At 52.5% G+C, this 21,587-nt stretch carries 20 protein-coding genes; 1 reads left to right on the top strand and 19 read right to left on the bottom strand.

Translation table 11 applies throughout. From position 1 onward, the window contains the following. Positions 1 to 16: 16 nt before the first annotated feature. The 16 genes from ACNA6I_RS10275 to ACNA6I_RS10200 form a co-directional block, all read right to left on the bottom strand. On the bottom strand, positions 17 to 700 hold the full coding sequence (locus tag ACNA6I_RS10275; RefSeq protein WP_063191098.1) for a polyphosphate polymerase domain-containing protein: 684 nt from the start codon (positions 698 to 700) through the stop codon (positions 17 to 19). 113 nt (positions 701 to 813) lie between these two features. Further along, positions 814 to 1,482, bottom strand: coding sequence for an HAD hydrolase-like protein (locus ACNA6I_RS10270; protein WP_063191099.1), 669 nt, complete (start codon positions 1,480 to 1,482; stop codon positions 814 to 816). A 63-nt stretch (positions 1,483 to 1,545) separates the two neighbouring features. Continuing rightward, entirely contained in the window at positions 1,546 to 1,998 is a 453-nt protein-coding gene (locus tag ACNA6I_RS10265; RefSeq protein WP_416313262.1) for a GNAT family N-acetyltransferase, read from the bottom strand. Between the two features lie 37 nt (positions 1,999 to 2,035). Next, complete coding sequence (locus ACNA6I_RS10260) at positions 2,036 to 2,764, bottom strand: hypothetical protein (protein ID WP_416313261.1); 729 nt, start codon at positions 2,762 to 2,764, stop codon at positions 2,036 to 2,038. Between the two features lie 118 nt (positions 2,765 to 2,882). Further along, positions 2,883 to 3,671, bottom strand: a complete 789-nt coding sequence (locus tag ACNA6I_RS10255; protein ID WP_416313260.1) for a 5-deoxy-glucuronate isomerase — start codon at positions 3,669 to 3,671, stop codon at positions 2,883 to 2,885. A gap of 21 nt (positions 3,672 to 3,692) precedes the next feature. Next, entirely contained in the window at positions 3,693 to 4,589 is an 897-nt protein-coding gene (gene iolE, locus ACNA6I_RS10250; RefSeq protein WP_063191103.1) for a myo-inosose-2 dehydratase, read from the bottom strand. A 14-nt stretch (positions 4,590 to 4,603) separates the two neighbouring features. Next, entirely contained in the window at positions 4,604 to 6,523 is a 1,920-nt protein-coding gene (gene iolD, locus ACNA6I_RS10245; RefSeq protein ID WP_416313259.1) for a 3D-(3,5/4)-trihydroxycyclohexane-1,2-dione acylhydrolase (decyclizing), read from the bottom strand. A gap of 69 nt (positions 6,524 to 6,592) precedes the next feature. Next, positions 6,593 to 8,056: a CoA-acylating methylmalonate-semialdehyde dehydrogenase gene (locus ACNA6I_RS10240; protein WP_048007277.1), complete on the bottom strand. Its 1,464-nt coding sequence runs from the start codon at positions 8,054 to 8,056 to the stop codon at positions 6,593 to 6,595. A gap of 25 nt (positions 8,057 to 8,081) precedes the next feature. Continuing rightward, complete coding sequence (iolC, locus tag ACNA6I_RS10235; RefSeq protein ID WP_416313258.1) at positions 8,082 to 9,083, bottom strand: 5-dehydro-2-deoxygluconokinase; 1,002 nt, start codon at positions 9,081 to 9,083, stop codon at positions 8,082 to 8,084. Further along, positions 9,080 to 10,108, bottom strand: coding sequence for an inositol 2-dehydrogenase (gene iolG / locus ACNA6I_RS10230; RefSeq protein ID WP_148796127.1), 1,029 nt, complete (start codon positions 10,106 to 10,108; stop codon positions 9,080 to 9,082). The genes iolC and iolG overlap by 4 nt, the downstream gene beginning before the upstream one ends. 81 nt (positions 10,109 to 10,189) lie before the next feature. Beyond that, a complete protein-coding gene (locus ACNA6I_RS10225) occupies positions 10,190 to 11,206 on the bottom strand; it encodes a LacI family DNA-binding transcriptional regulator (RefSeq protein ID WP_048007280.1) in 1,017 nt (338 codons plus the stop codon). Between the two features lie 48 nt (positions 11,207 to 11,254). Then, positions 11,255 to 12,370 (bottom strand): glycoside hydrolase family 88/105 protein, encoded by a 1,116-nt coding sequence (locus ACNA6I_RS10220; protein WP_416313257.1) that lies wholly within the window; start codon positions 12,368 to 12,370, stop codon positions 11,255 to 11,257. Between the two features lie 90 nt (positions 12,371 to 12,460). Beyond that, positions 12,461 to 13,288, bottom strand: coding sequence for a carbohydrate ABC transporter permease (locus ACNA6I_RS10215; protein WP_048014002.1), 828 nt, complete (start codon positions 13,286 to 13,288; stop codon positions 12,461 to 12,463). Further along, entirely contained in the window at positions 13,285 to 14,154 is an 870-nt protein-coding gene (locus tag ACNA6I_RS10210; RefSeq protein WP_231579142.1) for a carbohydrate ABC transporter permease, read from the bottom strand. The genes ACNA6I_RS10215 and ACNA6I_RS10210 overlap by 4 nt, the downstream gene beginning before the upstream one ends. A 78-nt stretch (positions 14,155 to 14,232) precedes the next feature. Next, positions 14,233 to 16,725: a hypothetical protein gene (locus ACNA6I_RS10205; protein ID WP_416313256.1), complete on the bottom strand. Its 2,493-nt coding sequence runs from the start codon at positions 16,723 to 16,725 to the stop codon at positions 14,233 to 14,235. A 62-nt stretch (positions 16,726 to 16,787) separates the two neighbouring features. Continuing rightward, the gene (locus ACNA6I_RS10200) at positions 16,788 to 18,044 is read right to left on the bottom strand and encodes an ABC transporter substrate-binding protein (RefSeq protein ID WP_048007283.1); all 1,257 of its coding nucleotides are present in this window, start codon (positions 18,042 to 18,044) and stop codon (positions 16,788 to 16,790) included. Between the two features lie 258 nt (positions 18,045 to 18,302). Between ACNA6I_RS10200 and ACNA6I_RS10195 the strand changes: the two genes are divergently transcribed. Further along, complete coding sequence (locus ACNA6I_RS10195) at positions 18,303 to 19,064, top strand: IclR family transcriptional regulator (protein ID WP_048007284.1); 762 nt, start codon at positions 18,303 to 18,305, stop codon at positions 19,062 to 19,064. Between the two features lie 50 nt (positions 19,065 to 19,114). On the opposite strand, the gene kduD is transcribed toward ACNA6I_RS10195, so the two are convergent. The 3 genes from kduD to kduI are packed head-to-tail and all read right to left on the bottom strand — an operon-like array spanning position 19,115 to position 21,567. Continuing rightward, positions 19,115 to 19,870: a 2-dehydro-3-deoxy-D-gluconate 5-dehydrogenase KduD gene (gene kduD, locus ACNA6I_RS10190; protein WP_048014005.1), complete on the bottom strand. Its 756-nt coding sequence runs from the start codon at positions 19,868 to 19,870 to the stop codon at positions 19,115 to 19,117. 21 nt (positions 19,871 to 19,891) lie between these two features. Further along, a complete protein-coding gene (locus ACNA6I_RS10185) occupies positions 19,892 to 20,725 on the bottom strand; it encodes a sugar phosphate isomerase/epimerase family protein (protein WP_416313255.1) in 834 nt (277 codons plus the stop codon). A gap of 11 nt (positions 20,726 to 20,736) precedes the next feature. After that, entirely contained in the window at positions 20,737 to 21,567 is an 831-nt protein-coding gene (kduI, locus tag ACNA6I_RS10180) for a 5-dehydro-4-deoxy-D-glucuronate isomerase (RefSeq protein WP_148796133.1), read from the bottom strand. Positions 21,568 to 21,587 lie beyond the last annotated feature (20 nt).

Genomic DNA, 21,587 nt, shown 5'->3' with positions numbered 1-21,587 from the left:
TATTCAATTTTTTGATTTAGCCGAACATCCTGCTGAGCTGATACTTCGAGTAGGCTTCCGTCCTTGTATCCACTGCCTGCAGGGCATATTTGATCATATCCGGGAGATATTCATCGAACTTCACCTCAAGGATGATGAGGGGCTCTTCCATGACGGGAACCATGGGCAGGTTCCGGTCGAACATCGCCGTATTCCTCAGGCTCGTGCGGATATTCTGATCAAAGGTGATCCTGACGTTTCCATACGGATAGGTGTAGGCTTCCCGCTCATAATCGACGACCGCCACCGGCTTGATCAACCGTCTCGTCATCTCCCCGTGAAGATCGCGGATGAGGGGCCGCATGTCATCCTCCATCCACTCCGTTTCTCCCCGGCGGATGGCTTCATATTCCTTCCGGGTCAACGGGCATTTCGTTTTGAACGTCTGATTGTTCCGCTTGCTCTTCCGCTCAAGGTGGATCACGGACGTGGAGAGGTTGTAGATCCTCACCCGGTACTTATCACGGTTCAGGTAGCCTTCCTTCTTCTCCGTCAGGATCCGGTCGTCCATATTATCGAAATAAGCGCTTCGTATATGGTACTTCCCGTCCCGTCCGGCATGCTCATCCCTCGTCATCAGCCACTTGAGCTTATGGATCAGGATGTGATATTCGGGGATGGAAATGGCGAATTTCAGTTCTTTTCTTCCGATTTGACTCATATTTGTTCCTCCTTTCGCTTGGTCTATAGTTGTATTGTAGGGAGCGAATGTGTCAGGGGGATGTCGGATAAACAAAAAAAGATCCCGATTCATTCAGAATCAGGATCCACCTATCACTCCGTTACATATTCAGTCTTGTTCATAATCTCCACTACATCCAACAGATTATCGATGACATAGTCGGCACATGCCAACTCTTCCTCCCGGGCAAAGTCGAACCTGCAGCCGATGGACGGGATGTTGTTATCACGCCCTGCGTTGAAATCGGACAGGCGGTCCCCGACCATCACGGCAGGTCCGTTCCCCGCCTCTGCCAGGATGGCTCCGACCAGGTCGGATTTATTCAGGGAGTCGATTTCCTCGATGCTGTAGACTCCTGCAACCCAGCGGTCGAGCTTATAGTGGTCCACGATGGCAGCCAGATACCTTTTCAACCCGTTACTGGCTATGTAGATGGCACAGCCACCCGCATCCAATCGTTCAAAAAGCTCGGCCACGTTCGGATACAGCTCACCTTTTCCCCCGTGGATGTTGGCGATCAGGCTCTCGAGGAAGTACCGATCCGTTTCGTTGCGGTCCACTTCTGAATGATTGGGCATCAACGTCTCCCACACTTTCGGAAGGGGGACTCCCATGATGTCCTGATACTCCTTCAAAGGAGCGGTCCCTTGCCATTTGCCGGCACGGGTAAGATGATCGAACGTATCCACGAGGGACGCCTCGAGGATTTTATTTGTCTGGAATAATGTTCCGTCCATATCAAAGATGACGGTTTTCTTCATAATGCATGCTCTCCCTACAATTGAAATTAAACAAACGTTTGAACGAATTGATTGCCTATTATTCTACCAAACCAACTCATAGATGCATTTTTCCTTTTCCCCGCGCTGGTACAGATCATTATGGGGAGGGACGGCTACGATTCCCTTCAGCTCCGCTCCCACATATTCACACGTCTTCCTGGACGGGAGGTTGTCGGGGTTGCAGGTGATCGTCACCTTTTCCATCCCGTGTGCGAGTGCAAGTTCCTTCAACAGGAGCACCGCCTTCCCTGCATAGTGATGGCCCCGATGCTCGGAATGGACGGCATAGCCGATATGTCCTCCATAGTAGAGGTTCTCGTTATGGCCGATGCGGAGATCGATGACACCGATCGGCGTGGCGGAACCCTTCAGGGCGATGTTGAAATGATAGGCCGGTACCCAATTCTTTGCCGGGTTGCCCGGTACGGTTTTAACGAGATGGAGATCGATTTCCTCTCCTTTGATGATGGTGATTTCTTGCCATTGGGTTGTCATATGCTACCTCCAGATTTCAATGTTCCATTTTATGAGATTAAGAGGATCTTTTTCTCTTCATTCTAGACGTCATCAAGACTCCCACTATGAACAGAATGCCCAGGCCGACATACAGGAGACCGGAACGTTCCACTTCATCTTGGTCCGGAAGCAATCCGGCTCCGCCCGTGGCGGTATTCTGTCCGTGCTCCATACTCACTTCCGGATCACTGTATCGCCCATGAACATACTCCATGTAACGGGAAAGACTCCAATCCCCTTTTCCCATCACGGATTCCGCCTGCTTATTGAGGCCATGCACGCTATCTTCGTCAATCATGAACCAAGCATCGGCAGGAAACTCGTAGACCAGTTTTCCTGCCTCGGTCCCTGCCGTGTCCAGGGCGACGGCCAGATCTTGACCGAATCCGATACCCATGAATGCGTATTTCCCGTTCTCATTCTTCGAAGCAGCCATGACGTTCACAGGCTTGCCGTCCTGATACACGACAGCATACCATTCATCTGTTTGTTCAAGGGCATCACTCTCTTGATCAATGAACGCCTCCCCGTAACTCCATGATGGCTGGAACAGGCCTACCCGGATGTCTTCGCTGGTGGAAAAGTGATAATCGGCATGATCCCCCGATCTTACGGTATCCAGCACATCTTGGACGGCATGATCCTCGGCATATTGCTTGATGGACTCTCCTTCTCTTTCAGACTCGAAAGCGGTCAAAATAAAGAATAGAAGCAGTGTGCAAGCAAGCAGAATCAATCTATTCATCTTCTCCCCATCTCCTATCCATCATTTTCCCACCCCGACAATCAGAAAAATAGGACTGCACCCATGAATCGGATATAGTCCTATTTTACAAGATTATACAGTTTTTATATAGAGCAACTTATCGGTCCGACCAGATCTTTGCGTTTTCTTCCAAGAGCCATGTATGCTCCTCTTCCATGATCCGTTCCGTCCACGGATTGTCGTCGAGGTGACGGATCATCCAGCAGAAGTACATGGCGTAACCCGGTGCCGTCGCCTGGGGATGATCCAGGCTGCCGGGAATGGTGATATAGCTGTTGTGCTCGACGCGGTGGGCGTCGGGTCCGACCATGGCGCAGCCGAATCCTTGGGGGCGGTCGAACTTATAGTAGTACACCTCTGGCTGATCATGATGATGGGGGGGATAGCTCGACCACCTTCCTGGATAGGAGATCACTTCGCCGATGACGAGATTCGAATAGGGAGCGTTACCGTGATCAAAGATGGTACGGATCACGCGCTCAGCGGTCCCGTTCCATACGCCTTCTCCCGCCACCGTGCTCGAGCAATCCTCGGGCGTATAAAGCTTCGGTGCAAAGTCTGCGGCGTTATCGGTCTTCTGCACCAGCACTTCGCTCTCCCCTTTGGCCGTCACGATGACCTGGACGCCTTTCGGGACGTGGAGGCACCACGGATCTTCATCGAACACACTTCCCCGGCTGATGTCCTGAACGTGTCCGTTCCACTCCAGGGTGATGGATCCTTCCATGAGGAGTACCGCGGTTTCCTTCCCTTCGTCATGCAGGGTTTCCCTGTCTCCGGCACTCAGCCGGTACACCCCGATATCCTGCAGCATATCCGGATGCTTGGAGTCCATATCCGTGACGGTATTGTATCCTTGCTGTAATTCTCCGAGCTTTTCATACATGGTGATTCTCCTCCTTCTGTTCTAGATGCCTGCCGTTTCCCTGATATAGCCCCTTGCTTTGATGGCATACTCCAGGGGGTTGGCGATGGCCGGGTCCTGTTCTGCTTCGACGACGAACCACCCTTCATACGCACCTTCCGCGATCAATCCGAAGACAGGGCGGAAGTCGATGCTTCCATCGCCGGGGACGGTGAATGCCCCTGCCTTCACGGCCTGGAGGAAGCTCCATTTCTCCCGCTTCACCCTCTCGACGACTTCCGCTCTGACATCCTTCAGATGGACGTGATGGATCCGGTCCATATAGTCTTCAAGGATCACAAGGGGATCTTCTCCTGAAAACGCGAGGTGACCTGTATCATACAAAAGGGACACGTTGGCGGGATCGGTCCGTTCCATGAGCTTTCTGATCTCATCGGTTGTCTGGACGCCCGTTCCCATATGGTGGTGATAAACGAGCTTCATCCCTTTTTCTGCTGCAAGGCTTCCAAGCCGATTGAGCCCGTCAGTGAGGAGTTCCCATTCTTCCTCGTTAAAGACCGGCTTATGGTCGAATAGCGGTACATCCATCTGTCCCTGGATGCTCTTCCCCTGTTCACTGACGACGATGACCTTTGCCCCCATTTCATGAAGGAAATCACGGTGGGCAATGAATTCAGCAGCGGTGCGCTCATACCCATCCGTGGTCAGGTGCGCGCTGAACCATGCACTCGCAATGGACAGCCCCCTGAGATCAAGGGCCTTCCTCAGCTGATCCGGATCACGGGGGTATTTATTCCCCACTTCGCTACCCTGGAATCCGGCCAGGGCCATTTCACTGATGCACTGCTCGAAGGTGACTTCTCCGCCGAGCTCCGGCATGTCATCGTTGGTCCATCCGATCGGGGCGATGGCCAGCTTGATCTCTCTCCCGTTAAACATCTCTTTCCCTCCCATCAATACTGACGCGCCGTTTGACGTTTGGCCAGATTCCGATCATACGCTTCACGGATGCTTTGTTTTTCCGATACTTCGGCAACCCCTGTGTTCCACCAGGAATCATAGCCATGGGTCATGGTCTTCGGCAGGACTTTGATGTCGATGAGGGTGCTCACCGGCTGATCCTTGGCATCCCTGATGGCCGTTTCCAGTTCTTCAAGGGTTCGGACGGAATAGGTTTTGGCACCGTACCCTTCTGCGACCTTTGCATAATCGATCGTCATGACGGGACCGTCCATGCGGCCGCTTGCCTGGTTACGATGACGGAACTCCGTGGCGAAGCTTCCCATCCCGTTGTCCATCTGCAGATTATTGATGCAGCCGAATCCGGCATTATCAAAGAGGAGGATATTGATTTTCTTCCGTTCCTGCAGGCTTGTGATCAATTCCGTGTGGAGCATGAGGTAGCTCCCGTCACCGGCCAGGGCATACACTTCACGTCCGGGCTCTGCAAGCTTCACGCCCAGGGCCCCGGCGATTTCATACCCCATGCAGGAATAGCCGTATTCCATATGGTAGGTATCCTCCTCCTTGGCAACCCACATACGCTGAAGATCACCCGGAAGGCTGCCCGCCGCACCGACGATCACCGCATCCTCATCAACGAGACGGTTGACGGCCCCGATGACCGCGGTTTGAGCCAGATTCGTCTTCAATGATTCTTTGTAATGAGGAAGCTCCCCGTCAAGCTGTCCGGCGATTTCAGGTGTGAATGAATCACCTGGATCGATCTGGTGGAGGCGGTGAAGTTCTGCTTCCCACTCCCCGCGTGCTCCTTCAATTTCGTCCTGATAGGAAGACAGGTAGTTTCCAAGACCCGACGTAATGGCTTCAAGACCAGCTTTTGCGTCTGCGACCACCTTCACCGCATCAAGCTTACCGGCATGGAAATCAGAGATGTTGATCGTGAGGACGTCTGCTTCCTGGAACAATCCCTTGGAACCGGTGGTGAAATCCGTGAATCGTGTGCCCACACCGATGATCAGGTCGGCCTTTGATGCGAGGAGGTTGGCGGCTGCATTGCCGGTCACACCCACCCCTCCAAGATTCAGGCTGTGACTTCCCGGCACCCCGCTCTTCCCTGCCTGGGTTTCACCGAAGGGGATCCGGAACGCTTCTGCGAATCGGAGGAACGCCCCGCCTGCTTCCGAATAACGGACGCCTCCTCCTAGGATCATGAAGGGCCTCTTTTTGGAGCGGATCAATTCCACGGCATCCTCTACACTTTCAACGGAAGGCATGCGACGCTCGATGCGATGGACACGTTTTTGGAAGAATGATTGTGGATAATCCCATGCTTCCCCCTGTACATCCTGGGGCAGTGAAATCGTAACGGCTCCTGTGTCTGCAGGGTTGGTGAGGACGCGCATGGCGTTCAGCATCGCCTGCATGAGCTGCTCGGGTCTGCTCACCCGGTCCCAATATTTGCTGACAGGACGGAACGCGTCATTGGTGGATATGGAAAGATCATGGGTCTGCTCGATCTGCTGGAGGACGGGATCGGGCTGGCGCGAGGCGAAGACGTCTCCCGGCAGGTACAGGACCGGGATCTGGTTGGCTGTTGCCGTGGCGGCAGCCGTGACCATATTGGCAGAACCGGGACCGACCGAGGCGGTGCAGGCCATGATCTGCTTCCGTTTCGATTGCTTGGCGAAGGCCATGGCTGCATGGCCCATCCCTTGCTCGTTCCTGCCCTGGTACACCTCAAGTTCACCCGGATCCTCTTCGAGTGCCTGCCCGAGGCCAAGGACATTTCCATGTCCGAAAATGGTGAAGACCCCTTTGACGAATCGCTCTTTCCTGCCATCAAACTCGACATACTGCGCATTCAGGAACTTCACTAGGGCCTGTGCAGTGGTGAGTCGGATTGTTTCCATACTGATTCCCTCCTTCTGTTATTCACTCCATATGATAAAAAAGGAAGCGGCGAATGCCGCTTCCGTCCATTATTTGACGTAACGGGCCGTGACCATCTTCTTCCTTGTATAGAATTCCAAGCCGTCGGTTCCATTCGCATGAAGGTCACCGTAGAAAGAATCCTTGTAGCCGGAGAACGGGAAGAACGCCATTGGTGCCGGCACTCCGATATTGACGCCCAGCATCCCTGAATCCATCGTTTCCCTGAACTGGCGGATGGCTGAGGCACTATCCGTATAGATGCACGCACCGTTTGCGAACGCAGAGGCATTGGCCAGGTCGATGGCATCTGTAAGGTCCTTCACCCTGACGACGGAAAGGACAGGGGCGAAGATTTCATCCTGCCAGATCTTCATTTCCTGCGTCACATGATCAAAGATCGTCGGTCCGAGGAAGTATCCTTCCCCTTCCGTCTCCTTGTCTTTCCTGCCATCACGGAGGAGGGTCGCGCCTTGTGAGATCCCGGAATCGATATAGCTCAATGTGCGTTCCTTATGATTCTGGCGGATGACCGGCCCGAGGAAGACGCCTTCTTCCAAACCGTTCCCGATCGTGATGTCGTCTGCGGCCTGCTTCAGCTTCTCGATGAATGCGTCGGCGATGCTCTCCTCTACGGCGACGACTGCGGCGGCCATGCAGCGTTCACCGGCAGAACCGAAGGCGGCTCCCGTGATCTGGGATACGGCGACTTCCAAGTTCGCATCCTTCAGGACGATGGAATGGTTCTTCGCACCTGACAGTGCCTGCACACGCTTCAGATTCTCTGTTCCTTTCTTGTAGACGAGTTCTGCGACCGGCTGGGAGCCGACAAAGGAGATCGCCTTTACCTTCTTCTCTTCGATCAAGCCGTTCACGACATCATGGGCCCCGTTGACAATATTCAATACGCCGCTCGGTAGACCGGCTTCCTCGAAGAGCTCGGCAAGCCTTGCCGCAAGAAGCGGGGTCCGTTCGGAAGGCTTGAGGACAAATGTATTCCCGCAGGCGATAGCGAGAGGGAACATCCAGCAAGGGACCATCATCGGGAAGTTGAACGGCGTGATGCCGCCCACGACCCCGATCGGGTACCGGTACATGCCTGATTCCAAACCGGCTGCGATGTCAGGCAGCTGCTTGCCCATCATGAGGTTCGGGATCCCTGCGGCAAACTCGACGCATTCGATGCCGCGGAGGACTTCCCCGTGTGCTTCGGCGAAGCTCTTACCGTTCTCGATCGTGACAAGCTTCGCCAGTTCATCCCAATGCTCGACCAGGAGCTGCTGATACTTGAACAGGATGCGCCCGCGTTTCGGCACCGGTACTTGGGACCAGGACTTGAACGCTTCATGCGCCACTTCGACCGCTTCATTCACTTCTTCCCTCGTACTGAGCTTTACGATGGCGATTTCTTCACCGGTGGCAGGGTTGTAGACGGTCTCCGTATTCTCCGATGCTGATTCGATCCACTTTCCCCCGATATAGTTCTTCACTGTACGTACGGTTGTCACTGTCATGCTACCTCTCCCTTTCCATCTTGTATTAGATTGTTTCGTATAAGGCTGAATCCATATGTTCCAAAAGCTCTTCCTCTGTCGGCATGGCGTCGGAGCAGCTGTGCCTGGAGATGACGATCGAGGCCGATGCGCTTCCACGCTTCATGGCTTCGGATACATCCGTTCCTTTCATCAGGCCGTGGATGAAGGCGGAGGCGTAGGAATCTCCCGCTCCGAACGTCTTCAGTACATTCGTCCGGAAGATCCCACTTCGGTGTGAACCCCCGTCTTTCGTATAGGCGATCGATCCCGCCCCTCCGTGCTTGATGACGACGATGTCCGCACGATGGGAGAACCAGCGTGTTGCCGTGTAGTGATCATCCGATTCGGTGCGGTTCAGGAGCCGTTCCATCATGTCGAACTCTTCACGCGTGCCGATGATGCAATCGCATTTCTCGGCAGCCAGGTTATAATAGACCGCCGTTTCTGCTTCATCCTTCCACGTGTAAGGCCGATAGTCGAGATCGAAGAACACGGTGACATCATGCTTCACCGCATACTCCAGGGCGAGGAATACCGCTTCACGGGACGGGCTTTGGGCAAGGGCCGTTCCCGAGATGAGCAGGGCCTTGGACCTTCTGATATAAGCTTCACTCACCTCGGACGGATGAAGGAGCAGGTCGGCCACATTGTCCCTGTACATCAGGATGCTGCAGTCTTCCGGACTTTTGATCTCCGTGAAGGCAAGGCCCGTCACGGCTCCGGTGTTGTCGATCTTCACCCCTTCTGTATCGATTCCATTCCGCTCAAGGTATCCGGTGATGAACCTGCCCATCTGGTCGTCGGATACCTTTCCGATGAAGCCGGTCTTCATGCCCAGTCGTGCAGAGCCGATGGCGATATTGGCAGGTGATCCTCCGACGTATTTCGTGAAGGTGCTCGTTTCTTCCATCGGACGGTTCGTTTCATTCGCATTCAGATCGATGCACAGTCGGCCGATTGCGATCAGGTCGAAGGGACGGTCTTCATGAAACGATAGTGGGTTCATACGATCTCACTCCTTTTGACCGTTTCGTGGGTCAGTTTGACCGGTACGCCCGTTTCAAGGGAGGTCCTGGCCGCTTTGGCAATCCGTTCGGCCTGCAGCCCGTCAAATCCAGAGCATGACACCGGCGCATCATTCTCGATGGCCTGGATGAATTGGATCACTTCTTCCACATACGCTTGGGTGTAACGCTCCAGGAAGAAGTAGAGCGGTTTTTCCGTCGTCACATAATCTTCCGTTGCAAGTTTCACCGTGTTAGCCCTTACATTTTCAGCCTGGGCGGCTCCTTTATCTCCGAAGATTTCAAGGCGCTGATCGTATCCGTAAGCAGCTCGGCGACTGTTCTCGATGACCCCGAGGGCACCATTGGCAAACTTCAGGGAGACGATGGCCGTATCGATGTCTCCTGCTTCCCCGATGGCAGGATCCACAAGGACGGCACCGTGGGCATGGACTTCGACCACTTCGCTCCCCATGATGTACCGGGCCATATCGAAATCATGGATGGTCATATCCATGAACAGACCGCCTGATGTACGGATGTAGGCAGCATTCGGCGGCTCCGGATCCCTTGATGTGATACGGAGGATATTCGGAGTCCCGACTTTCCCTTCGCTCACAAGCTCCCGCACCTTCTGGAAGTTGGCGTCAAAGCGCCGGTTGAATCCTACCTGGAGCTTCACACCCGCCCTTTTCACCGCTGCCAGTGCCGCTTCGGTTTCTTCGACGGTGAAACTGACAGGCTTTTCGCAGAAGATATGTTTGCCTGCTTCTGCTGCCTCGCGTATGAGATCGGCATGGGTGTTCGTCGGGGAACAGATGAAAATCACAGAGATGGACGGATCGGCAAGGAGCTCCCGGTAATCCGTTGTCAGATGCTCGATCCCCGTCTCCTTTGCCCAGTCCTGCAGGTGTGATACCTGAACATCGGACACGCTCTTCACTTTCACATTCCTCAACTTCCTCAAGTTTTCCACGTGGATCTTTCCGATCCTGCCTGCACCTATAATACCCACTGTCATTTCCATTCTGTCTTCCTCCCTTTTCCCTATCTATATGCCTTTTAAGTTAAGCGCTTTCCCTTTTCGGTTAAATGAAAGCCGACTTATTCAGTCAGCTTCATGGTTCTCTACTGTCTTCACTGAATCCCTCTCGACAAGATAGGGAGCCAGCGTGATGCGATGGGCAGGACTGTCGGGGTCCTTGATGGATTTCATCAATTGCTCGATCGCATAGGAAGCAAGCTCTGGAATCGGCTGGGCGATCGTCGTCAATCCCGGATCCGCGATTTCGGCATAGATCGTGTTATCGAATCCGATGATCGACATGTCGCCGGGTATCGATACGCCTGCTTTCCGCGCTTCATTGATGAAAATGGCCGCAATCAGATCGGTTGAGGCGAAGACGGCTGAAGGACGGTTTTCTTTCTTCAGGATCTTCCTTGCTGCTTTCTTCGCATCCTCAAAAGTGGACTTGGAGTTGACTACGGAATCGAGATCGAGCTCGATCCCCGCCGCTCCGAATGCCCTCTTAAAGCCTTCAAGCCTGAGCTTTCCACTCGCACGCTGCAGCTCCGTGATGACGGCTGCATGACGATGACCGTGGTCCAGAAGGTATCTCCCGGCAAGGTAGCCCCCCTTCACGTCATCCGTCGTCACCACATGGGAGTCGAGCTCCAGGTGATCGAAGGAGAACATGATGTAGGGGATGCCGCGGCTCTCCAGATTCTTGAACTTCTGAAGCTCCTTCGGTTCGGTGGCGATGATCATTCCGTCCACCTGCTTCTTCATGAGCAGGTCGAAATAATCCTGTTCCCGCTCCTTCTGGTAATCCGTGCTGCATAGGATGATCGTATAGCCGCTTTTCCTGGCGTTATTCTCAAGGGCACGGGCAATCTCTGCGAAGAAGGGGTTGGCGATATCGGGTACGAGCACGCCGATGGTGAACGTCCGTTTCCCCGTGAGGGCTGCTGCCACGCTGCTCGGCTGATACTCGAGGTCCCCCATGATCTTCGTTACCTTCTTGCGGGTCTTCTCACTGATCCGCCCTGTATTATTGATGACTTTTGATACGGTCGCAATGGATACGCCCGCTTCCTTTGCCACATCATAGATTGTTGTTTTCATAGTTAACTCCTCTTTCAGGGCCCACTCCGATGTCTATTTCCTACTGTATCAGGCTACTAATTTTTCATGCTGAAGAACTTCAGAAAATAGTACAATCGCCAGGGCCTGCCCGTAAGCAGTGGGAGCAATGATGATCTTCTTATAGTCCTCTTTGGAGGCCCCGATTGCCGTTCCCGCCGATACCTTAAGGACGGTGCCGTCATCGTCGACTTCCTGTAGGATGGAATCAACTGCTCGCCTGCACACATCCAGGTAGGATTCATCCAGCAATCCATAGCGGATGCCCTTCAGGATGCCCGCCGCGATGGAAGAGGATCCCGATACTTCCGTGTATGAATCCTGATCATCAAGCAGCGTATGCCAAAGGCCATCCTGTGCTTGAAGCTTCACTAGTTTGTCGACCTGGGCTTTGTAGGTTTGGGCAATGGTCTTGTACGTTCCGTCATCCAGCTGTCCTTCCATCATAGCAAGAAACTCGGGTGCTGCCAAAGTGAACCAACTGTTCCCCCGGCACCAGTAGGCTTCACTGAACCGGTGGTGACCATTGAAATCGAAGCCGTGATAGAAAAGGCCGTCCTCTTCACTGAAAAGGAGCTCTATATGAAGGAGGAATTGGCGTGCCGCTTCTTCCTTCCATTCCTTACGGTCGTACCTGACCCCCATCTTCCCGAGGAAAAGGACGACCATGAAGAGCGTATCGATCCAGATCTGACCGTCATTCATCGTCAGATCATTCTTGGTGGCGCCGCTGGTGACGTGTTGAAGGCCTCCACGTTCGGTACGCGGTGCCTTCTCCATGATCCAGTCCGCCCACTCCAGGGCAAGCTGCTCCGTCCCCTCCACATCCATGAGAGTGAGGAGCGGGGCTGTGGTGTTGATGTTCTTGAGCGGAAGGCCCCTTTCCTTCTGATCCTCAGCCCACTCTTTCAAGAACGTGTGATAGTCCGGAAAGCCGTCTTGACCCGACAGGCTCTTCAGTCCATACAATCCGACTCCCTGTGGCCAATCCCATTCTTCCATTCCGAAATCCCTTGGGAAATAGCCGATCTTGGCTCCATCGCCAATCCCCTCAAGCTCCGATTCATTCTCTGGTCTTTTCAGGTCCAACAGCTGTCCGGTCACCTTTTTGACCGTTTCCTGGACGTTCTTTATCAGTAGTGTCATTGCTTCCACCTCGCATAGCATCTTTTCGTCATGCCGTATTCCTTAATAAATACATTCGCTAACAGACTGTAAATCTCCTATCCTTTTCCATTAATCTTTCAAACCGGAACTGGCTCCCGTGTCCATGATGTAGCGCTGGAAGATCGCGTAGAGCAACACCATCGGCAGGAGGGAGATGACGGATGCCGATAATAGAAGGACCCAGTCGATATTATCCGCCCCGACGATGCTCCGGATGGCGACCTGAATGGTGTATTTGTTCGGGTCGCTTATGACGATGAGCGGCCAGATGTAGTCATTCCATCTCCACTGGAAGGAGAAGATGGCGAGCGTGATGATGATCGGTTTTGCAATCGGGAGCATGAGGCGGAAGAAGATCCTTCCTTCATTCGCTCCGTCGATCCGTGCTGCTTCGAGGAGATCATCGGGTACCGTCATGAAGAACTGCCTGAACATGAAGATTCCGGTTGCCGTGTTGATGGACGGGATGATCAGACCCCACAGGTTATCGTACAGCCCGACCTTCTGGATGACCGTGAACGTCGGATTCATGATGACCTCTGTCGGAAGCATCGTCGTGGCCAGGATACAGATGAAGAAGACGCTGAGCCACTTGTATTTGTATTTCGCCAGTGCGTACCCGCAGGAAGCACTCGCCATGATGGTCAAGAGGGTCGCCACGATGGTGACAAAGGAAGTGTTCAGCACATATTTTGTAAACTCCATGGTCGACCATGCGTATTTGTAGTTATCCAGGGTGAACTCTTCAGGAAATAGCTTCAGCGGGAAGCTGAACAGCTCGCTGCCCGGCTTGAACGAACTGAGCAGAAGCCACAGGACCGGGAACAGGTAGGCGATGGCCAGTATGGCCATGATCGCCGTCATCAGGATCGTACTGCCGCGATATCGCTTCATCATAATTTGCTCCTTTCTTCCACCTTCAGATTAATGATCGCAAAGAGAAGGAGAATGACGAACAGTACCATGGAAACCGCGCTTGCATAGCCGATATTCCGCTGGTCGAATCCTGTCTGGTAAATATATTGGACGAGGAAGGTGTTATCCGTACCGGGTCCCCCGTTATTGAGGGCCTGCACCATCGGGAACTCTTTCATCAGATGGATGACCGACAGCAGGATGACCATGAAGGACGTCGGCTTCAGGCTGGGAAGCGTCACATGGATGAATTTCTGCCAGCCGCTGGCGCCGTCGATGTCGGCTGCTTCATAGTACGATTGCGGGATGTTCACGAGCGCCGAGATCATCAGGAGCATATTGAATGCCGTCCCCATCCACACGGTGGCGAATAGAACGAGTATGAACGCCATATTCCCGTCAGAGGACCAGCCCACGGGCTCCATTCCGATCAGTGAAAGGACAAAGTTGACGAACCCGAAGCTTTCCCCGAACAACCAGCGGAAGATGACCCCGGTCACGATGGAGGAAATCAGCCATGGGAAGAAGAAAATGACCTTGGCCACGGATTTCCCCTTTGTGAACTTGCTCACCAGGAGGACCGATATCAGCAGGGAGAATGCATATAGAAGTGGCACTCCGACCGCTGTATAGAGGATCGTCCTTCCCAGGGATTTATAGAAGCTTTTGTCCTGGAACAGTTGAATATAGTTGTCCAGTCCGATAAACGAAGCGCTGATCCCGGTGTAGTCCGTGAACGAATAGTACACGCCGAGTATGCCGGGCCAGGCAAAAAATATCGTGAATAAAACCATGTTGACAATGACGAAGGCCAGAGCCCATTTCTGGTTTTTATCTTTTCTCCTCACCGTTCTTCCCCCTCAATCCTTCACATCCAACCCAGGAGCCGCCATGCAGGCGGGTCCCAGGGTATGATGTGTTAGTGATTACTTTTGAAACTGTGGAATGCTTATATGCTCTTCCTCGACTTCATAGCCTGCGTCGTATTCTACCGGCTTCCCGTCCACATGGAGCTGATCATCGATCACCTGGAGCGCTCCGGCTCTTTCCGTCGCATACGACCATTGATGGCTGTCGATCGAAATGGCTGCATTCATCTGTTCTTCCACAAATGCCTCGAATGAACCCACTTCTGCTCCTGAAGCACATGTCGCGACCACCCGGTGATGTGCCCCGTATGAACGGGCTTCCCGGTGTGCAATCGCGCCCTTCTCCTGCAGCTCGTAACCATTGCTGAAATATAGGCCGATATAGGCATCATCCTTCTTCGCAAACAACCAGTTGCCTTCCTCCCTCACTTCGTCAAGCTTCCAGAACGGAAGATACGCATGTATATATGGAAGGAACGGCTCTTTCAGGCGATACTCGAGGAACATATACTGCTTATATTGGGTGATGTTCGGGCTGACTCCGTTCCCTGCCCAGAAGCTCGGCCTGTTCTCACCGCTGTAGACCGCTTCCCCGGGATGGTTGAGCCATATCTGGGTATTATCCTGGTCGAGGGCGATATTCATGGCATGCTGCTGATGCCCTTTTTGATAGGAATTGAAGCGTATTGCCGCGCTCATAGAGTAGCTCGATGTTTTGTAATTGTACGTATAGACCTCTTTGATCCCTTGTTTGTACTGGGTCACGAGGGCCTTTGAGGCATCCTCGATGAAATAGTCTTCAAGTGTAGGCGGTTCATAGGATGATAGACAGAAGAGCGTCGTGCACCTCATCGCCGTGTTGAGCTTGCCCTTTTTCCACGTGATGAACGCCAGATTGGCCGTCTCCCCCATCTCCATCGCCTTCAGATCGTGTTCATACACCCGTCCATAGGTCGTACTCATCGTCTTTCCGTGCAGGTTCACGGCAATGATCTTGAAGGTGAAATCCAATGCCTCCTTCGCAAGCTTCCGGATATGCTCATCCGGGGCCGATTCATAGAGACTGAAGAATCCGATCAGGTCGATCGGAAGGTAGGTCGTCGAGTTCCACTCTGAATAGCCATACTTCAGGAACACCTCAAACCACTCTTCCAGCCTTTCCTTCCCTTTTTTATACTGCTGGCGCCCTGTCCTTCCGCTCACGCTGAACGTTGCGTCGGGATAGAGATGTCCGGCGAAGTACTGGGACACATGGAACAGCAGGGCATGATTTTCGCTGAAGTACCACATCACGTCGTTCCCCGGCTCGTCGATCCAGTATCGGAAGTTCACGGCGAGCTCCTTCAGCTCCTCATGAAAGTCGGCCGGGATCGTGTCCTGATACTTGATGGTGAATCCAAGCAGCGGTGCCAGGCGGAAATCGGCGCAGTCGCCTTTTTTCTGTATTTCATCGAAGCAGCTCCTGATATGACGCTTCGCTTGTTCGTCCACTTTTCCGTTCAGGTGGATGAGACTGAAACCGGCATTGAGATCGAGCTTTTCGCTTTGAGAGAAGAATTCGAGGATTTCGCGCTTTCGTTCCGGAAGAGAATCGGAGAATGACCGACCCGGATCGTCGTTCGTCAGGATCGAAGCCACCATCCTCCTCGCCACTTGCACTCCACCAGGGAGCACCACGCCGATATCGAACTGCAGCAGACCGTTCGAGGACAGCTCATCTACGCTCATGAGCTTCTGGAATCCACTTTCATCAAGATTCACACTAAAAGAGAAATCAAAGGCATCCAGTTCGTCGTCGGCTTTACTGTCGAACACGGGATTCAACAGATGATTGCGGTTCACATTGACGAACAGCTCTTCGATGCCGGAAGCCTCTTCCCGGTTCATATAGACCTCCAATCGTCCTGATCGATAGATGTCTTTCGAAAAGTGCAGGGAAGTCAGTAGGCGCTCTGCCTGTTCGATTTGTTCCGCTTTGGCCGGAACCTGTATGTAGCCTTCAAGGGCCGTCTTCCCCGTATATCGGAGCTCGGTGAAATAGTTCACATCCCTCTCGGCAAGGTCGTCCATGTAGAGAATGACTTCATTAAAGCCTTCTTCAAGGGTCAATGTGATGTCTTTATGGGAAGCAAGATTCCTTGTATAGGGGGTCCAGCTCAGTTGCTTCGTACCATTCACCCAGATCTCGACGCTTCCGCACGTGCTGACCGTGAACGGAAATGTACCGCCTTGGTCGGGCTTGATGAACGTCCTGCCATAGACGCTCAGGAGATGTGGTGTCGGGATGAAAGCCGAAAACTCTAATCGGGGATTTTCAAAAGGGAAGTAGATGTGGTGAAAATCCGTTTCAGGAAGAAGGATCTCTTCTTTCAGACGCTGATCCAGGAATTGCTGTCTCCCGGGATAAACGATCTGTACATATTCTTCCGTGATGTTCACAGGGTGATCGAATACGGCCTTATCGGATTGGTATGGAGCGATGGTTAAATCGGTGTGGACCCAGCGGTTTAGCGGTTCGCCCGGCTGGACGGTGAATTGATAGTCATTCATTTTCATAGCCTCTTTTCATGAAGCGGGGAGTATGGACCATACTCCCGCACCGGTTTTTAATGTTACTTTACATACGCATCCGTGTACTTTTGCTCCACCGTCTTGATGGTGTCATCGATGGATTGCTCGCCGTTCAACGTCTTGATCATGTTGTCGCGGAGCACGTTATTGGCTATTTTTTCAGACGTCAATTGCATTGTATCGCGTTCTGATTTTGACTTGGCAGCTACCTTGGCCGTAGAGTTGATCTCTTCGTTGTATACTTCGTACGCATGTGTTCCTGCATCACCCACACCGTAGTCCACTTCTGCATCCTGGACAACCGGAAGGTATCCGCCGAGACCTGCAAGCTCTTCATAGTTTTCTTTCGTGTAAAGCCAGTCGATGAATTTCTGCGTTTCTTTCTCCACTCCGGATCCTTCAAATTTCACCATGTAGTTTCCACCGAAGTTTGTGGAGCGGACCGTTTCATACGGCATCTGGACGCTTGCCCATTCGAAGTTCTTGATGTTCTTCTCGAAATCTTTTACTTGCCATACACCTGAGTAGTACGCTGCCACCTGTCCGCTCTTGAACATGGAAGATGGATCTTCACCCGCAGCCCAAACGGCTTTCGGCATGATTTTGTCATCGTTCAGCTTCACGAAATATTCAAGGCCTTTTTTCGTTTCGGGATTTGTGGTGTACTTTCCGTTTTCTTCATAGAATCCTTTGCTTCCGAACTGATAGAGCAAGGTGCTCAGGCGGTGCTCGGATTGATCCATGACCATTCCGTATTTGGCATCCGTTTTTTCAGTCACCGTTTTTAAAGCGCTTACAAACTCATCCCATGTCCACACATCATCACCTGATGTCGGGTACTTCACTCCGGCTTTGTCAAACAAATCTTTATTGATGAAAAGACCGACTGCCGTGAAATCGATTGGAATGGCTTTGATCTTGCCGTCATCTTTAATCGCAAGGTCTTCCCTTACGTTTTTATCCTTCAATGTAGAGCTGAGATCTGCCAGTGAATCACTCCAGATCGGATTGAATTCTGCCGTACGTGCCAGTGCAGGAGGATTCCCTGCCTGTACCATGTTCGTGATCCGTGTCGCCATATCACTGAACGGCACATCCACGACCTCGATCTCCACCCCTGTTTCTTCCGTATACTTCTTCGACATGGTCGCAAGCGCAGCCCCTTCGACATTATCACCGGAGACGAAGAACTGAAGCTTCTTCTTATCCGAAGATGATTTTTCAGAGTTTGAACATGCCGTCATGAACAAAAGTACAAATGATACGACTACAAGCAAACTGACCTTCCATTTTCTCACACTAACACCCCATTGTTTAGATTAGGTAAGCGTTTTACCTTAAGATGGCAAAAAGCCGCTTGATTCCGTGTGTAAATCTAGTAAGTATATTTGGGAAAGCGCTTACTTAAACTGATTATATTCTGTGTTCGTTTGAATTACAACAATTTTTTGAACAATTAAATATTTATTTTTTATTTCTAAATAGGAAACCGATTGTCTTGTATAGCAATAATCTGTTCGATATACTAAATAAAAAGCGGTACAGGAGAGAAAAACATGACCACTCAAAAACCTTACGGGACCGTGCTGATCAAGGCGTCCCTCATTCTGGATCACCTATCTTCGAGCAATGGCCCCCAGTCCCTTCAATCCATTGCAAAAGAGACGGGTCTGTCCAGCTCGACTGCCCTCAAGATCCTTGATACGCTGGTTCTCATCGGCTATGTACAAAAGGATCCTGAGCTGAAGCGATTCAGCCTTGGGCCATCGATCATCAAATATGCCCTGAAGGCGTTGAGTCAGCTCGATATCAAACAGATTGCCCAGCCCCATCTCGAAGCGTTCCAGGCGCGGACGAATGAAACGGTCCACCTTGGGATACTCGACCACATCCATGTTGTCTATGTGGCAAAGATCGAAAGTCAAAATCCGGTCTGTCTGTATTCCAAGGTGGGGAAAAACATCCCGCTCTACTGCTCTGCCATGGGAAAGGCGATCCTCGCCGACCAGAGCGATGAGGAAATCAGGCGCTACCTGAATTCCATCGACCTGGTGAGGATGACGGACAATACCATCACCACCCATGAAGGATTCTTTGACGAAATCGAGAAGGTGCGTGCTCAGGGGTATGCGTTTGACAATAGCGAGCACGAGAATGAAGTATTTTGCGTGGGAGCGTCCATCACGACATCGGGCGGCAAGAACGTCGGGGCGATCAGCGTCAGTGTACCTACCTATCGCCTCACGGACGAAGTATTGCAGAACCTGATCAAAGAAGTCGAGACGTGCCGGAACAATATCCTGAATGACCTTGAATAAAGAGCATAGAAAAGCCCAAGAATGAAATCATTCTTGGGCTTTTCCGTTTATTATGAGCTCATCCATCCGCCATCGACGCAGAGGATATGTCCGTTCACGTAGTTGGAAGCATCCGAAGAGAGGAAGACAACGGCTCCCTTGAGATCCTCTGGACGACCCCAGCGCCCCTGAGGGATGCGTGACGTGATCGATGCACTCCGCTCGGCGTTCCCGCGGAGCTGCGCTGTGTTATCCGTCTCGAAGTAACCAGGGGCAATGGCATTCACATTGACGCCCTTCTTGCCCCACTCGTTGGCAAATGACTTCGTCAATCCTGCTACCGCATGCTTACTTGCCGTGTATGCAGGGACGCGCAGGCCACCCTGGAACGACAGCATGGACGCGATATTGATGATCTTCCCGCTCCCTTTCTCGATCATCTGCTTGCCGACCTCTCGGCAAAGCTGGAAGACGGCATGCTGGTTCACATTGATGACATCGAACCAATCTTCATCCTGGAAATTCTCCGCATCTTCCCTGCGGATGATGCCTGAATTATTGACGAGGATGTCGATGCGGCCTTCCTTTGCCAGCGCTTCCTGGGCAAGCTTGGAAGCTGCACCCTTCTCTGAAAGATCGACCTTCACTTCATGGAACACTCCGCCAAGTCCTTCAATCTTCTCGCGCGTTTCACTCATCGCACTCACGCCCGCACCGATGACGACGGCCCCTGCTTCCGCCAGTCCGACGGCCATACCCTGACCGAGTCCGCGGCTCGCACCCGTGACAAGGGCGACTTTCCCTTCCAATGAAAACAATCCTGTCATGCTCATCCCTCTTCCCTTCTGTTAGGCCTGCTCGTACTTATTCTTCAAAAATGCCAGACTATCATCGATATACGGCTCCACCGTTTCTTCCATGATGATATTGATGTAAGGCTTGTTTGCCTTCAACCAACCGAAGAGCCAGTCATAGTTCATCAAACCGGTCCCGACCGGAGCCGTGCTGAGCACCCCATCCTCGACCTTGAAATCCTTCGCGTGGAAGATGGCAATCCGGTGGCCGAAAGCCTCCATCGCTTCTTCGAACACCTTCTCCTGCTCTTGATGATTCTCAAGTGTCATGAGGTTCATCGGATCAAAGACGACCTGCAGGTTTTGTGAATCGACCGCATCGAGCAGCCTCTTCATCTTCTCCACTGTATGGACCGGGTGGTTGACTCCCGCCTCGATTCCGACGATGACGCCGAATTTCTCAGCTTCGGCCACCATTTCCCTGACGCTCCTCACCACTTCCTGGAACGGCTCTTCATCAAAATTATCCGTCGTATACCCCATCTTGGAGTGGACGTTCCCCGTCTCCGTCGCCACGATGCTGCAGCCGAAGTCCCGGGCATAGCGAAGATGCTCCTTGAACCGGTCCATCCCTTTTCTCCTCTCCGTATGATCGGGGTCGATCATATTGAAGTAGCATCCGAGGACGGCGATCTGGATCCCGCGTGCGTCGAATGCGTTCTTCACACGCCTCCCGAATCCAGGGCTCAGCGCCCCATGGTGAGATGGGACATCAAGGGATTTCGCCAGCGCGAACTGCACGCAGGCTACCCCCTTGTTCCCAAGCTCCTCCACCAGTTCCGGGAGCGGACGCTTTTCGATATCATGTGCTCTCATCCCGATGTTCATGGAACCACCCCTTACCGTAAGTCTTCCATCTTGATATGGTCCATGTCGTCATAGGTGATGTTCTCTCCGCACATGCCCCAGATGAACGTGTAGTTGCTTGTCGCCGTACCCGTATGGATCGACCAGCTCGGCGATATCGCGGCCTGCTCGTTCTTCATCACAAGGTGGCGTGTCTCATCCGGCTGACCCATGAAGTGGAACACCCTTGTATCCGGCTCCATATCAAAGTACAAATACACTTCCATGCGGCGCTCATGCGTGTGGCACGGCATCGTGTTCCAAACGCTTCCCGGTGACAACATCGTGAGCCCCATTTGCAGCTGGCAGCTCTCGCATACGTTCGGATGGATATACTGGTGGATCTTCCGTTCGTTGAGGGTCCCCTGTTCACCCATTTCAAGCGGTTTGATTTCATTGATATCGATCTTCACCGTCGGATATTTATGATGGGCAGGAGTTGAATTGATATAGAACTTTGCCGGATTCTTCGGATCCTCCGAACGGAAGAGAACCTGCTCCGTCCCTTTCCCGACGTACAGTCCGTCATAGCGGATCATGGAATACTCTTCCCCATCGAGGATGACGCTTCCTTCGCCCCCGATATTGATGATGCCGAGCTCGCGACGCTCAAGGAAGTAGTTCACTCCAAGCTCCTTATCGAGCTTGATCGTCAACTCCTGATCGGCTGGTGTCACACCACCGAAGATCATGCGATCCACATGCGTATACGTGAGATGGACCTGACCGGCTTCGAACAGGGTCTCTTTCAAAAAGTGCTTCCGCAGTTCCTCGGTATTGTAGCGTTTGATTTCCTCGGGATGGTTGGCATAACGTGTTTCCATGACTCATCTCTCCTTCATTT

The organism is Rossellomorea sp. FS2, from assembly GCF_047915635.1.
Taxonomy (GTDB): Bacteria; Bacillota; Bacilli; order Bacillales; family Bacillaceae_B; genus Rossellomorea; species Rossellomorea marisflavi_A.
This window is presented reverse-complemented; position numbering and strand designations above follow the sequence as displayed.

What these genes read in the sequence shown, in the direction of transcription:
- ACNA6I_RS10195 (WP_048007284.1), top strand. Translation starts at nt 18,303, where the DNA reads ATGACCACTCAAAAACCTTACGGGACCGTGCTGATCAAGGCGTCCCTC.
- ACNA6I_RS10275 (WP_063191098.1), bottom strand. Translation starts at nt 700, where the DNA reads ATGAGTCAAATCGGAAGAAAAGAACTGAAATTCGCCATTTCCATCCCC.
- kduI (WP_148796133.1), bottom strand. Translation starts at nt 21,567, where the DNA reads ATGGAAACACGTTATGCCAACCATCCCGAGGAAATCAAACGCTACAAT.
- ACNA6I_RS10220 (WP_416313257.1), bottom strand. Translation starts at nt 12,370, where the DNA reads ATGACACTACTGATAAAGAACGTCCAGGAAACGGTCAAAAAGGTGACC.
- iolE (WP_063191103.1), bottom strand. Translation starts at nt 4,589, where the DNA reads ATGTTTAACGGGAGAGAGATCAAGCTGGCCATCGCCCCGATCGGATGG.
- kduD (WP_048014005.1), bottom strand. Translation starts at nt 19,870, where the DNA reads ATGACAGGATTGTTTTCATTGGAAGGGAAAGTCGCCCTTGTCACGGGT.
- ACNA6I_RS10270 (WP_063191099.1), bottom strand. Translation starts at nt 1,482, where the DNA reads ATGAAGAAAACCGTCATCTTTGATATGGACGGAACATTATTCCAGACA.
- ACNA6I_RS10225 (WP_048007280.1), bottom strand. Translation starts at nt 11,206, where the DNA reads ATGAAAACAACAATCTATGATGTGGCAAAGGAAGCGGGCGTATCCATT.
- ACNA6I_RS10205 (WP_416313256.1), bottom strand. Translation starts at nt 16,725, where the DNA reads ATGAATGACTATCAATTCACCGTCCAGCCGGGCGAACCGCTAAACCGC.
- ACNA6I_RS10265 (WP_416313262.1), bottom strand. Translation starts at nt 1,998, where the DNA reads ATGACAACCCAATGGCAAGAAATCACCATCATCAAAGGAGAGGAAATC.
- ACNA6I_RS10255 (WP_416313260.1), bottom strand. Translation starts at nt 3,671, where the DNA reads ATGTATGAAAAGCTCGGAGAATTACAGCAAGGATACAATACCGTCACG.
- ACNA6I_RS10215 (WP_048014002.1), bottom strand. Translation starts at nt 13,288, where the DNA reads ATGATGAAGCGATATCGCGGCAGTACGATCCTGATGACGGCGATCATG.
- iolC (WP_416313258.1), bottom strand. Translation starts at nt 9,083, where the DNA reads ATGAACCCACTATCGTTTCATGAAGACCGTCCCTTCGACCTGATCGCA.
- iolD (WP_416313259.1), bottom strand. Translation starts at nt 6,523, where the DNA reads ATGGAAACAATCCGACTCACCACTGCACAGGCCCTAGTGAAGTTCCTG.
- ACNA6I_RS10260 (WP_416313261.1), bottom strand. Translation starts at nt 2,764, where the DNA reads ATGAATAGATTGATTCTGCTTGCTTGCACACTGCTTCTATTCTTTATT.
- ACNA6I_RS10240 (WP_048007277.1), bottom strand. Translation starts at nt 8,056, where the DNA reads ATGACAGTGACAACCGTACGTACAGTGAAGAACTATATCGGGGGAAAG.
- ACNA6I_RS10185 (WP_416313255.1), bottom strand. Translation starts at nt 20,725, where the DNA reads ATGAACATCGGGATGAGAGCACATGATATCGAAAAGCGTCCGCTCCCG.
- iolG (WP_148796127.1), bottom strand. Translation starts at nt 10,108, where the DNA reads ATGGAAATGACAGTGGGTATTATAGGTGCAGGCAGGATCGGAAAGATC.